Origin of the sequence: Streptomyces amakusaensis, from assembly GCF_039532665.1 — a bacterium.
GTDB classification, from domain to species: Bacteria; Actinomycetota; Actinomycetes; order Streptomycetales; family Streptomycetaceae; genus Streptomyces; species Streptomyces amakusaensis.
The window spans coordinates 296,258-309,227 of the sequence record NZ_BAAASB010000005.1 but is presented as its reverse complement, the minus strand read 5'-3'; the positions used below and the strand labels follow the sequence as shown (position 1 = coordinate 309,227).

The window sequence follows — 12,970 nt, the reverse complement described above, 5'->3', positions numbered from 1 at the left end:
GCACGGCGAAACGGCAGTCGGTACGGCCGTCGGTCAGTGCGCGGCGGACTCCCAGTCGGTCCCGACGCCCACCGACACATCGAGGGGCGCGCTCAGCGAAGCCGCCGAGGACATCTCCCGGCGCACGATCGCCTCGACCTCCTCGCGCTCGCCCGGGGAGATCTCCAGCACGATTTCGTCATGGACCTGGAGCAGCAGCCGGGAGGAGAGCTTCGCCTCGCGCAGCGCCCCGTCCACCTTCAGCATCGCGATCTTGACGATGTCGGCGGCGGTGCCCTGGATCGGCGCGTTGAGCGCCATGCGCTCGGCGGCCTCGCGGCGCTGGCGGTTGTCGCTGTTGAGGTCCGGGAGATAGCGGCGGCGGCCGAGCATCGTCGCCGTGTACCCGGTGGCGCGGGCCTCGTCCACGGCGCGGTGCAGATAGTCGCGGACGCCGCCGAACCGCTCGAAGTAGGTGTCCATCAGGGCACGGGCCTCACCGGCCTCGATGTTCAGCTGCTGGGAGAGACCGAAGGCCGACAGGCCGTACGCCAGGCCGTAGGACATCGCCTTGATCTTGCGGCGCATCTCGGCGTCGACCGCCGAGGTCTCCACGCCGAAGACCTGGGACGCCACGGTGTTGTGCAGATCCTCGCCCGAGGTGAACGCCTCGATCAGGCCCTCGTCCTGGGAGAGATGGGCCATCACCCGCAGCTCGATCTGGCTGTAGTCGGCCGTCATCAGCGACTCGAAGCCCTCGCCGACGACGAAGCCCCGGCGGATGGCGCGGCCCTCGTCGGTGCGGACCGGCACGTTCTGGAGGTTGGGCTCGGTCGAGGAGAGACGGCCGGTGGCGGCGACCGTCTGACTGAAGGTGGTGTGGATCCGGCCGTCGGCGGCGACCGTCTTGATCAGGCCCTCGACCGTGGAGCGCAGCCGGGCCTGCTCACGGTGGCGCAGCATGATGACCGGCAGCTCGTGCTCGGTCTGGGTGGCGAGCCAGGCGAGCGCGTCGGCGTCGGTGGTGTAGCCGGTCTTGGTCTTCTTCGTCTTGGGGAGGTTCAGCTCGCCGAAGAAGACTTCCTGGAGCTGCTTGGGCGAGCCCAGGTTGAACTCGTGGCCGACGGCGGCGTGGGCCTCCTTGACGGCCTGCTGCACCGCTCCGGCGAACAGCTGCTCCATCGCCTCCAGATGCGGGCGGTCGGCGGCGATGCCGTGGCGCTCCATCCGGGCCAGCAGCAGGGAGGTGGGCAGCTCGATCTCGTGGAGCAGCTCGACCGCGCCGACCTCGGTCAGCCGCTCGCCGAAGGCGTCGCCGAGGTCGAGCACGGCGCGGGCCTGGGCCATCAGGGCGTCGGCCTCGGCGTGCTCGTCGACGCCGAAGGCCAGCTGGCCGTCGGCGGCGGCCGGGGCCAGCTCGCGGTGGAGGTACTCGATGGAGAGGGTGTCCAGCGCGAAGGAGCGGCGGCCGGGCTTGACGAGATAGGCGGCGAGCGCGGTGTCCATCGCGATGCCGTCGAGGTGCCAGCCGTGCTCGGGGAAGACCCGCAGCGCGTCCTTGGCGTTGTGCATGACCTTCGGCCGGGCCGGGTCGGTGAGCCAGGCGGCGAAGGCCCGGTCGTCGGTCTCGTCGAGCCGGGTGGTGTCGAACCAGGCGGCGCTTCCGTCGGCGGCGGCCAGGGCGACCTCGGCGACCTGGCCCACGCCCAGGGCCCAGGTGGCGACCGTGGCGACGCCGAGGGGCTGCCCGGCGTGCCGCTCCAGCCAGGGAGCCAGCTCACCGGTGGCGAGCGCGGTGCCGTCCAGCTGGACTCCCGCGTCGGGCGCGGGGGCCTCCTCCTCCCGCGCCCCGGGGTCGACCGCGAGCAGCCGGTCCCTGAGGTTGGGGTTGCGGATCTCCAGGACTTCGAGGAAGCCCCGGAGCGCGCTGCGGTCGTAGGGCGCGCGCTCCAGCTCGGCGACGGAGCGGGGCAGCTCGACGTCGCGCACCAGCTCGGTCAGATGGCGGTTGAGCTTGACCGCCTCCAGATGGTCGCGGAGCGACTGTCCGACCTTGCCCTTGACCTCGTCGGCGCGCTCGACCAGCTCGGCGAAGGAGCCGAACTGGTTGATCCACTTGGTGGCCGTCTTCTCGCCGACGCCCGGGATGCCCGGGAGGTTGTCGGACGGGTCGCCGCGCAGCGCGGCGAAGTCGGGGTACTGCTGGGGGGTGAGTCCGTACTTCTCCTGGACCTTCTCCGGGGTGAACCGGGTCAGCTCGGAGACGCCCTTGGTGGGGTAGAGCACGGTGACGTGATCGCTGACGAGCTGGAAGGAGTCCCGGTCGCCGGTGACGATCAGCACGTCAAAGCCGGCGGCCTCGGCCTGGGTGGCGAGGGTGGCGATGATGTCGTCGGCCTCGAAGCCGTCGACCGCGAAGCGCTCGGCGTTCATCGTGTCGAGCAGCTCGCCGATCAGCTCGACCTGGCCCTTGAACTCGTCGGGGGTCGCCGATCGGTTCGCCTTGTACTCGGGGAAGTCCTTGGAGCGCCAGGTCTTGCGGGACACGTCGAAGGCCACCGCGAAATGCGTGGGGGCCTCGTCGCGCAGCGTGTTCGCCAGCATCGACGCGAAGCCGTAGATGGCGTTGGTCGTCTGACCGCTCGCGGTCGAGAAATTCTCCGCGGGCAGCGCGAAGAACGCCCGGTACGCCAGGGAGTGCCCGTCCATGAGGAGCAGGCGCGGACGGTTTTCGTCTGGGGTTCGCTTCGATGCTGTCTCAGCCACGGGGACGATCCTGCCACGGACCACTGACATCGCCGTTCACTCGCGCCGGGGCGGGTGGGTTGTCAGAGGGGCGTGGCAGTATCCGTGAGTGGGTGGCGGAGGGACTCCCGGGCCGCCCGCACAGGTACTCCGCGCCGAAGGGGGACACGATGGCAGGCAAGCCGCCCGAGGGTGATCCGGTCCAGGACGCGCCGCGGGTCTCGGCGGTCCGGCACGCCGCGGCGGGGCTGCCCGCCGTGGCGCACACGCTGAGGGTCGCCCAGCGCCAGATGGGGGTGCGGCGCGCCGCCCGGGCCCTGCTCAAGGTCAATCAGAAGGACGGCTTCGACTGTCCGGGCTGCGCCTGGCCGGAGGAGGACCGGCGGCACACCGCGGAGTTCTGCGAGAACGGCGCGAAGGCGGTCGCCGAGGAGGCGACCCTGCGCCGGGTCACCCCCGCTTTCTTCGCCGAGCACCCGCTCGCGGACCTGGCCGGACGCAGCGGGTACTGGCTGGGGCAGCAGGGGCGGATCACCGAGCCGGTGTATCTGCCGCCGGGCGGGGACCGTTATGAAGCGGTGACCTGGGAGCGGGCCTTCGAGATCATCGCCGAGGAGCTGACCGCGCTCTCCTCCCCCGACGAGGCGCTCTTCTACACCTCGGGCCGGACCAGCAACGAGGCCGCGTTCCTGTTCCAGCTCTTCGCCCGGGAGTTCGGCACCAACAATCTCCCCGACTGTTCCAACATGTGCCACGAGTCGTCCGGCTCCGCGCTCACCGAGACGCTCGGCGTCGGCAAGGGCAGTGTCTCCCTGGAGGATCTGCACCAGGCGGATCTGATCATCGTGGCGGGCCAGAACCCCGGTACCAACCATCCCCGGATGCTCTCCGCGCTGGAGCGGGCGAAGGCGGCGGGCGCGAAGATCATTTCGGTGAACCCACTGCCCGAGGCCGGCATGGAGAGGTTCAAGAACCCTCAGACGCCGCTCGGCATGATCAGGGGCGTCGCGCTCAACGACCTCTTTCTCCAGATCCGCATCGGCGGCGACCAGGCGCTGTTCCGGCTGTTGAACAAGCTGATCCTGGCCGAGGACGAGCGCGAGCACGAGGCCCCGGACGCGCCCGGGACCGCGGGGGCCTCAGGGGCCGAGAGGACCGCGGGCGGGCCCGCCGTCGACCGGGAGTTCGTACGGGAGCACACCCACGGCTTCGAGGAGTTCCGGGCTGCCGCCCGCGCCGCGGACTGGGAGGAGACGCTCGCCGCGACGGGACTGGAGCGCTCGGAGATCGAGCGGGCGCTGGCCATGGTGCTGGAGTCGGGACGGACCATCGTGTGCTGGGCGATGGGGCTGACCCAGCACAAGCATTCGGTGGCCACCATCCGCGAGGTGGTCAACTTCCTGCTGCTGCGCGGCGCGATCGGCCGGCCCGGCGCGGGCGTCTGTCCGGTGCGGGGGCACTCCAATGTGCAGGGCGACCGGACCATGGGGATCTTCGAGCGGCCCGCGCCGGCGTTCCTGGACGCTCTGGAGAAGGAGTTCGGTTTCGCGCCGCCGCGCCACCACGGCCTGGACGTCGTGCGGTCCGTCCGGGCGCTGCGCGACGGGGAGGCCAAGGTCTTCTTCGCCATGGGCGGGAACTTCGTCGCGGCGACCCCCGACACGGAGGTGACCGAGGCCGCGATCCGCCGGGCGCGGCTCACGGTGCACGTCTCGACCAAGCTGAACCGCTCCCACGCGGTGACGGGCCGCCGGGCGCTGATCCTGCCCACGCTGGGGCGCACCGACAAGGACGTCCAGGCGGGCGGGCGGCAGGTGGTCACGGTCGAGGACTCGATGGGGATGGTGCACGCCTCGCGGGGCAATCTCGCCCCGGCCGGGCCCTCGCTGCTCTCCGAGCCGGCGATCGTGGCGCGGCTGGCGCGGGCGGTGCTCGGGCCGGCGTCGAGGACGCCGTGGGAGGAGTTCGAGCGGGACTACGGGACGATCCGCGACCGTATCGCCAGGGTGGTGCCGGGCTTCGAGGACTTCAACGCGAGGATCGCCCGCCCGGGGGGTTTCACGCTGCCGCACGCGCCGCGTGACGAGCGGCGGTTCCCGACGGCCACCGGGAAGGCGAACTTCACGGCGGCCCCCGTGGAGTATCCGAGGGTCCCCGAGGGCCGGCTGCTGCTCCAGACCCTGCGTTCGCACGATCAGTACAACACCACGATCTACGGTCTGGACGACCGCTACCGGGGCATCAAGGGGGGCCGGCGAGTGGTCCTGGTGCATCCGGAGGACGCGCGGGAGCTGGGGCTCGCGGACGGCTCGTACGCCGATCTGGTCAGCGAGTGGAAGGACGGCGTGGAGCGGCGGGCCCCCGGTTTCCGGGTGGTGCACTATCCGACCGCGCGGGGCTGCGCGGCGGCGTACTACCCGGAGACCAATGTGCTGGTGCCGCTGGATTCCACCGCCGACACCAGCAACACCCCGGCGAGCAAGTCGGTGGTGGTCCGGTTCGAGCGGCCGTGACCGGGCCGGACGGATCTCCGGCGCGACGGATCTCCGGGGCGGGCCGGCCGAGAGCGGCCTCGACCTAAGCGTTCGCTCAGCCGGATGATATGACGGAGCCGACAGCACGCAAACGCAATCGGATCGGAGCCGGGCCCATGGGTGAGCAGTCAGCTGTGAAGTTCCCGCAAGAGGTCGTCGATGAGTACGCGGCGCTCGGGGTGGATCTCCCCGCGCTCTTCTCGGCCGGTCATCTCGGCAACCGGATGGGCGTCGAGATCGTGGAGGCCTCGGCCGGGCGGGTCGTCGGGACCATGCCGGTGGAGGGCAACACCCAGCCGTACGGGCTGCTGCACGGCGGGGCCTCCGCCGTGCTGGCGGAGACCCTCGGGTCGATCGGGGCGATGCTGCACGGAGGCAGCACCAGGATCGCGGTCGGGGTGGACCTCAACTGCACCCACCACCGGGGCGCGCGCTCCGGACTGGTCACGGGGGTGGCCACCCCGCTGCACCGGGGCCGGACGACGGCCACGTACGAGATCGTGATCACCGATGAGCAGGAGCGGCGGATCTGCACCGCCCGGCTCACCTGTCTGATCCGCGAGGTGTCGGCCGGCGACACCGGACGGACCCGCGAGAAGGACTGACCGGCTCAGGACCCCGGCCCCGGCGGCCCCGTGCGCGAAGGGGCCGCCGGGGCCGGGGCGAAGAGCGCGGTCAGATCGTCGAGCCGGACCACGAGCAGCAGCACGACGGCCGCCGAGACGGCGGCGATGAGGCTTCCGCCGGGATGCGGGGGCCAGCCGGCGGAGGCTCCGGCGGCCATGGCCGTGAGACCGCCGGCCCCGGCGACGGCCAGCAGCAGATTGCGCACGACATGGACGGGTCCCAGCGGGGTGACCGAGGCGCCGAAGCAGCGGCAGGGCGCGCTCCGCCCCCGGCGCAGAGCGAGCACGATGCCCCCGGTGAGGGCGAGCAGCAGCAGGACCGCCAGGGCGAATCCGGCGAGCACCGTCGAGGACGGCACCAGCAGCACGACCACGGCCGCCTCCACGGCGGTCACCAGGACCGCCGCCGCCCGTGAGACCCGCGCGGGCAGCAGCCGCAGCGCGGTGATCGAGGCGGCGAACTCCTGGAACGCCGCCCTGCCGCGCGCTTTCCCGACGAGCGCCACCGCGAAGACGCCGAAGAGCAGAATCGGGCACGCGAAGGCCGCGTAGGTCATCAGCACAGTTCCCTGCATCACAGCTCCCTGCATGGAGAAGACGTCAGAACGCGTGCGCACGGGGCGGCCCGTCGACCGCCGGGCCATCACCCATGACACCCCATCACATCACCGAGTGTGATGATTCACCTCGCACCCACAACTCCCTCACAGCACATGCCCAGCCGGCCGAACCATCCGCGACTCCCTCCCCTCACACACCACACCGAGGGCGGCCCGGACTCCGCCGCCCGCCCAACTCCCCAGCCCCATAAGACGCGTCCCGGCGCTCGCGACACAACCCCAGCCGCCCATCGAGGCCGTAAAGCCTCCCCTCGCGGGCGATCGGGACGCCCGCCGCGAAGCCCCGGGAGCCTCGGGCGCGCACCCGCCGACCGGCCGCCGGCCAACAACCGGCCAACCGCCCGGCGACCCGTCGCGAGAGCCGGGGCGGCCACCGGCCACCCCCATGAACAGTCACCTTCCGTAACCATTTCCCGTTCGGCCGATCAGGGCCCCGGGCGACTGTCCGCTCCCCGGACGGCACCCCTCCCCCGCCCCCGGAACGGCGTCCGCCGTCAGTAGCAAGATCCTTTCAAGGGCCTTAGCGGAACTGGGAGTTCGAGGATTTTGAATGCATGTTTAAAGCGCCCGGACGCCCGTTCTGCCCCACTCCCACCGGCAACCGTTGGCCTTGGCATAACAAGAGCGTCACATCCTGACGTCCGTAGTGACCCGCTCCGGCGGCTGCGCCTAGAGTCACGGCCAGTCACCGCGCCGCCGGGCGCAGTCAGCACGGCCCGTGTACATCCGTACGGCCCGGCGACCAAACGGCACCTCAGGGGAGGGGCCGCGCCAGGGAAAGGACTTATCGTGCGAAACCGTTCCTTGCTCATACTCAGCGCCGTGGTCACCACGGGAGCGCTCACACTCACCGCCTGCGGATCGCGCGACGACGACAAGGGCTCCGGCGACAGCGGCGGGAAAACCACCGTGGTCATCGGCGTCGACGCCCCGCTGACGGGTTCCCTGTCCCCGCTCGGCCAGGGCATCAAGAACTCCGTGGACCTCGCGGTGAAGACCGCGAACAAGGAGAACGTGGTCCCGGGCGTCGAATTCAAGATCGAGTCCTATGACGACCAGGCCGTTCCCGCCTCGGGTCAGGCGAACGCCCAGAAGCTCGTGGGCGACAAGGAGGTGCTCGGCGTCGTCGGGCCGCTGAACTCCGGTGTCGCCCAGTCCATGCAGGGCGACTTCGCCAAGGCCAACCTCACCCAGGTCTCCCCGGCCAACACCAACCCGGCCCTCTCCCAGGGCGACAACTGGGCCAAGAACGAGAAGAAGCGGCCCTTCCCCACGTACTTCCGCACCACCACCACCGATGTGATCCAGGGCAAGTTCGCGGCCCAGTACCTGTACAACGACGCCAAGAAGCGGAAGGTCTTCGTCGTCGACGACAAGCAGACCTACGGCGCCGGCCTCGCCGCGATCTTCGCCGAGGAGTTCAAGCGTCTCGGCGGCACCGTCGTCGGCACCGACCATGTCACCGTGAAGGAGACCGACTTCTCCAGCACCGCCGACAAGGTCAAGTCCAAGGGCGCGGACTCGGTCTACTTCGGCGGCCAGCACCCCGAGGGCGGACTCCTCTCCGACCAGGTGAAGAAGGTCGGCGCGAAGGTCCCGACGATGGGCGGCGACGCGCTGTACGACCCCGCGTACATCAGCGCCTCCGGCGAGTCCAACGACGGTGACATCTCGACCTCCGTCGGCTTCCCGATCGAGAAGCTCGACACCGCGAAGAAGTTCATCGCCGACTACGCGGCCCAGAACTACAAGGACCCGTACGGCGCGTACGGCGGCTACGCCTACGACGGCGCGTGGGCGATCGTCCAGGCCGTCAAGAACGTCGTCACGGAGAACGGCGGCAAGGTCCCGAGCGACGCCCGCGCCAAGGTCACCGAGGCCATGGGCAAGGTGACCTTCTCCGGTGTGACCGGCCAGGTCGGCTTCGACGAGTTCGGCGACACCACGAACAAGCAGCTCACCGTCAACACCGTGACGGCGGGCAAGTGGAAGGACGTCAAGAGCTCGACCTTCGAGGACTGACGACCGGCGGCCCCGGCCGCCCCACTTCCGCACCAGCCGCGCGAGGGCGCAAACAGCGCCCTCGCGCGGAGTCATATCCGACACGCTCATCGGAGGCTCTGCGGTGAACGAACTGCCGCAACAGCTGGCGAACGGCCTCGCTCTTGGTGCCCTCTACGGTCTCATCGCCATCGGGTACACCATGGTCTACGGCATCGTGCAGCTCATCAACTTCGCCCACGGCGAGATATTCATGATCGGGGGCTTCGGCGCCCTCACCATCTATCTGTGGCTCCCCGGCGGAACCTCGCTGCTGCTGGCGATACCAGCAATGATCGTCGGCGGTGCCATCGCCTCCGTCGCCGTGGCGACCGCGGCGGAACGGTTCGCCTACCGGCCCCTGCGAGGGGCCCCCAGACTCGCCCCGCTGATCACCGCGATCGGTCTCTCCATCGTCCTCCAGCAGCTCGTCTGGAGCTTCTACCCGGACGCCACGAAGGCCAGGAGCTTCCCGGAGTTCACCGGCGAGTCCTTCCGGATCACCGATGATCTGATCCTCCAGCGCGCCGACGCCTTCGTGCTGGTGCTGGCCCCGCTGTGCATGCTGATCCTGGGCGTCTTCGTCTCCAAGAGCCGCAGCGGACGCGCCATGCAGGCCACCGCCCAGGACCCGGACACCGCCAAGCTGATGGGCATCAACACCGACCGGATCATCGTGATGGCCTTCGCCATCGGCGCGGCCTTCGCCGCCGTCGCGGCCGTCGCGTACGGACTGGACAAGGGCCAGATCAACTTCGAGATGGGCTTCATCCTCGGGCTGAAGGCGTTCACCGCCGCGGTCCTGGGAGGCATCGGCAACATCTACGGGGCCATGGTCGGCGGGGTCGTCCTGGGGCTCGCGGAGTCGCTGTCGATCGCCTACATCGAGGAGATCCCCGGCATGCAGCAGCTCGGCGGCGGGGCCTGGTCCAACGTGTGGGCATTCGTACTTCTCATCGTCGTGCTCCTCGTCAGGCCGCAGGGTCTGCTCGGCGAGCGCGTCGCGGATCGGGCGTGATCAGGATGACCACGGATCTCAGCAAGGACACCAAGGACGCCTCGGCCGCCCCGGCGGCGGACCGCTCCTCCCGCACCACCGCGCTGCTCCGGCTGACCGCGGCCGGCGGCCTCGCCACCGTCGTGAGCACCTTTCTGGCCTGGACCTACACCAGCGAGTTCCCCGGCGATCTGACCGTCTACGGCTACCCCGCCGGCCTCCAGGTGCTGACCCTGGTGGCGGGCGCGCTGGTGGCCCTGTACGCGCTGGCCGCGCTGGACCTCAAGGGCCTGCGGTGGCTCGCCCCCGCCGGGGCCGCCAAGGCGCTGCGGCTGCTGGCGCTCGGCGCGTTCGGCACCGTCTGGTACACCGTCCTCGCGATCGCCGTCCAGCTCGGCGGGCTGGTCAACCTCGAACCCGGCGGCTTCGTCGCGGCGGCGGCCTCGGCCGTCCCGCTGGCCGCCTTCCTCCTCCCCGACGACACCCGTCAGGCCCCGCGCGCCCGGGAACTCCCCTCCTGGGCCGAGATCCTGATCATCGTGGCGGTCTTCGGCATCGGCATGTACGCGATCACCTACGGCATCGACACCGAGGACCCCGAACTCTTCATCGGGTATCTGATCACCGCCGGATTCGCCGTGGGCGGGCTCATCAAGGCGGGCGCGATCGCCCGGCTGTCGGCGCTCACCGCCAAGCACCGCCAGGTCACCGTCGTCGCCGCCTTCGCCGCCGCCGCGGCCTTCCCGTTCACCCAGAACACCGACACGTACACGCTCATCGCGGTCAACATCCTCATCTTCGCGACCGTCGCCCTGGGTCTGAACATCGTCGTCGGCCTGGCCGGACTGCTGGACCTCGGGTACGTCGCCTTCCTCGGCGTCGGCGCGTACACCGCCGCGCTGGTCTCCGGGTCGACGGCCTCCGCCTTCGACGTGCGGTTCCCGTTCTGGGCCTCCGTGCTCACCGGCGCGGTGGTCTCGCTGATCTTCGGAGTGGTCATCGGGGCGCCGACCCTGCGGCTGCGCGGCGACTATCTCGCCATCGTCACCCTCGGCTTCGGAGAGATCTTCCGGATCGCGATGGGCAATCTCGACGGCGTCTCCGGGCCGCAGATCACCAACGGCCCCAACGGCATCCCCAACATCCCCGATCTGGAGTTCTTCGGCTACAACTTCGGGGAATCGCACACCGTGTTCGGCATCGAGCTGGGCAGTTACGCCAACTACTACCTGCTGATGCTGCTGGCGATGGTCCTGGTCGTGGTGGTCTTCAGCCGGGCGGGCAGCTCCCGGATCGGCCGCGCCTGGGTCGCCATCCGCGAGGACGAGACCGCGGCGACCGCGATGGGCATCAACGGCTTCCGGGTCAAGCTGATCGCCTTCGCCCTCGGGGCGACGCTGGCCGGTCTCGCCGGAACCGTACAGGCGCATGTCCAGCACACCGTGGTACCCGAGATGTACCAGTTCGCCGGGCCGGTCCCGCCCAACTCGGCCTTCCTGCTGGCGGCCGTGATCCTCGGCGGCATGGGCACGGTCAGCGGTCCGCTGCTGGGCGCGACGCTGCTGTACATGATCCCGGCGAAGCTCCAGTTCCTCCAGGACTACCAGCTCCTGGGCTTCGGCATCGCGCTGATCCTGCTGATGCGGTTCCGCCCCGAGGGTCTGATCGCCAACCGCCGCGCGCAGCTGGAGTACCACGAGTCCGATCAGTCCGACGCGCCGGACAAGGGGCTGTCCGGGTCCGGCGTCGGCATCACCAAGGCGGGGGCGTGAACACCATGACGAGCACCATCGGCGGTACGTCCGCCGTGCCCGTGCTGGAGGCCACCGGGGTCACCATGAAGTTCGGCGGACTGGTCGCCGTACGCTCGGTGGATCTCACGGTGGGGGCGGGCGAGATCGTCGGTCTCATCGGCCCCAACGGCGCCGGCAAGACCACCTTCTTCAACTGCCTCACCGGCCTCTACGTACCCTCCGAGGGCAGGGTCAGCTACCGGGGCGGGGTGCTGCCGCCCAAGCCGCATCTGGTCACCCAGGCGGGAGTGGCCCGTACCTTCCAGAACATCCGGCTCTTCTCCAATATGACGGTCCTGGAGAACGTCCTGGTGGGGCGGCACACCCGGACCAAGGAGGGGCTCTGGTCGGCGCTGGTGCGCGGCCCCGGCTTCAAACGGGCCGAGGCCGCCTCGCACGAACGCGCCATGGAGCTGCTGGAGTTCATCGGGCTGGCGCACAAGGCCGACCATCTCTCCCGCAATCTGCCCTACGGCGAGCAGCGCAAGCTGGAGATCGCGCGGGCGCTGGCGAGCGACCCGGGGCTGCTGCTGCTGGACGAGCCGACGGCCGGGATGAATCCGCAGGAGACCCGGGCGGCCGAGGAACTGATCTTCGCCATCCGGGACCAGGGGATCGCGATCCTCGTCATCGAGCACGACATGCGCTTCATCTTCAATCTCTGCGACCGGGTGGCCTGTCTGGTCCAGGGCGAGAAGCTGGTCGAGGGGACCCCCGAGGCGGTCCAGGGCGACGAGCGGGTCGTCGCGGCCTATCTCGGCACTCCCTTCGAGGGCGCGCCGGGCGCGGAGGAGGTCGCCGAGGTCGAGGCGGCCGAAGCACACAGCGCCACCGGGACCGGCGGCACCACCAGCCCGGAGGGGGAAGCTCAGTGAGCGCACTGCTGGAGGTCGAGGACCTCAGGGTCGCGTACGGCAAGATCGAGGCCGTGAAGGGCATCTCCTTCCAGGTCGAGGCCGGTCAGGTGGTGACCCTGATCGGCACCAACGGCGCGGGGAAGACCACCACCCTGCGTACGCTCTCGGGGCTGCTGAAGCCCTCCGCCGGCCGGATCGTCTTCGACGGCAAGCCGCTCGGCTCCGTACCCGCGCACAGGATCGTGGCGCTGGGGCTCGCGCACTCCCCCGAGGGGCGGCACATCTTCCCCCGGCTGACGATCACCGAGAATCTCCAGCTCGGGGCGTTTCTCCGGTCCGACAAGGCGGGGATCGCCCAGGACATCCAGCGGGCCTACGAGCTGTTCCCGATTCTGGGCGAGCGCAGCCATCAGGCGGCGGGCACCCTCTCCGGCGGCGAGCAGCAGATGCTTGCCATGGGGCGGGCGCTGATGTCCCGGCCGAAGCTGCTGATGCTGGACGAGCCCTCGATGGGGCTCTCCCCGATCATGATGCAGAAGATCATGTCGACCATCGGCGAGCTGCGGTCGCAGGGCACCACGATTCTGCTGGTCGAGCAGAACGCGCAGGCCGCGCTCTCGCTCGCCGATCAGGGGCATGTGATGGAGGTGGGCAGCATCGTGCTGTCCGGCGCGGGCCGGGATCTGCTGGTGGACGAGTCGGTCCGCAAGGCCTATCTCGGCGAGGACTGATCCGGATCCGCACCCCGCCGGAAACCGGCGGCAGGGCCCGCGCTCCCG

General features: G+C 70.2%; 9 protein-coding genes. 7 read left to right on the top strand and 2 right to left on the bottom strand.

Annotated features, from left to right (window positions below):
- Positions 1-33: 33 nt before the first annotated feature.
- A complete protein-coding gene (gene polA, locus ABD371_RS11310; protein ID WP_344475465.1) occupies positions 34-2,688 on the bottom strand; it encodes a DNA polymerase I in 2,655 nt (884 codons plus the stop codon).
- A gap of 206 nt (positions 2,689-2,894) precedes the next feature.
- Between polA and ABD371_RS11305 the strand changes: the two genes are divergently transcribed.
- Together ABD371_RS11305 and ABD371_RS11300 are read left to right on the top strand one after the other, a co-directional pair.
- Positions 2,895-5,237: an FdhF/YdeP family oxidoreductase gene (locus ABD371_RS11305; RefSeq protein WP_344475463.1), complete on the top strand. Its 2,343-nt coding sequence runs from the start codon at positions 2,895-2,897 to the stop codon at positions 5,235-5,237.
- A gap of 137 nt (positions 5,238-5,374) precedes the next feature.
- Positions 5,375-5,863 (top strand): PaaI family thioesterase, encoded by a 489-nt coding sequence (locus tag ABD371_RS11300; RefSeq protein ID WP_344475461.1) that lies wholly within the window; start codon positions 5,375-5,377, stop codon positions 5,861-5,863.
- 5 nt (positions 5,864-5,868) lie between these two features.
- On the opposite strand, the gene ABD371_RS11295 is transcribed toward ABD371_RS11300, so the two are convergent.
- Complete coding sequence (locus tag ABD371_RS11295; protein WP_344475459.1) at positions 5,869-6,459, bottom strand: MauE/DoxX family redox-associated membrane protein; 591 nt, start codon at positions 6,457-6,459, stop codon at positions 5,869-5,871.
- 834 nt (positions 6,460-7,293) lie between these two features.
- Between ABD371_RS11295 and ABD371_RS11290 the strand changes: the two genes are divergently transcribed.
- From ABD371_RS11290 to ABD371_RS11270, 5 genes are all read left to right on the top strand, one after another.
- Positions 7,294-8,526: a branched-chain amino acid ABC transporter substrate-binding protein gene (locus ABD371_RS11290; protein WP_344475456.1), complete on the top strand. Its 1,233-nt coding sequence runs from the start codon at positions 7,294-7,296 to the stop codon at positions 8,524-8,526.
- A gap of 103 nt (positions 8,527-8,629) precedes the next feature.
- Entirely contained in the window at positions 8,630-9,562 is a 933-nt protein-coding gene (locus ABD371_RS11285) for a branched-chain amino acid ABC transporter permease (protein ID WP_190124696.1), read from the top strand.
- Between the two features lie 5 nt (positions 9,563-9,567).
- Positions 9,568-11,313: a branched-chain amino acid ABC transporter permease gene (locus ABD371_RS11280; RefSeq protein ID WP_344475767.1), complete on the top strand. Its 1,746-nt coding sequence runs from the start codon at positions 9,568-9,570 to the stop codon at positions 11,311-11,313.
- Between the two features lie 5 nt (positions 11,314-11,318).
- The gene (locus ABD371_RS11275; RefSeq protein WP_344475766.1) at positions 11,319-12,209 is read left to right on the top strand and encodes an ABC transporter ATP-binding protein; all 891 of its coding nucleotides are present in this window, start codon (positions 11,319-11,321) and stop codon (positions 12,207-12,209) included.
- Entirely contained in the window at positions 12,206-12,922 is a 717-nt protein-coding gene (locus tag ABD371_RS11270) for an ABC transporter ATP-binding protein (RefSeq protein ID WP_344475454.1), read from the top strand. The genes ABD371_RS11275 and ABD371_RS11270 overlap by 4 nt, the downstream gene beginning before the upstream one ends.
- Positions 12,923-12,970: the final 48 nt, after the last annotated feature.

Excerpts from the sequence above, each read along its gene's own strand:
- ABD371_RS11300 (WP_344475461.1), top strand. The coding sequence starts at position 5,375 with ATGGGTGAGCAGTCAGCTGTGAAGTTCCCGCAAGAGGTCGTCGATGAG.
- ABD371_RS11295 (WP_344475459.1), bottom strand. The coding sequence starts at position 6,459 with ATGCAGGGAACTGTGCTGATGACCTACGCGGCCTTCGCGTGCCCGATT.
- ABD371_RS11305 (WP_344475463.1), top strand. The coding sequence starts at position 2,895 with ATGGCAGGCAAGCCGCCCGAGGGTGATCCGGTCCAGGACGCGCCGCGG.
- polA (WP_344475465.1), bottom strand. The coding sequence starts at position 2,688 with ATGGACGGGCACTCCCTGGCGTACCGGGCGTTCTTCGCGCTGCCCGCG.
- ABD371_RS11275 (WP_344475766.1), top strand. The coding sequence starts at position 11,319 with ATGACGAGCACCATCGGCGGTACGTCCGCCGTGCCCGTGCTGGAGGCC.
- ABD371_RS11280 (WP_344475767.1), top strand. The coding sequence starts at position 9,568 with ATGACCACGGATCTCAGCAAGGACACCAAGGACGCCTCGGCCGCCCCG.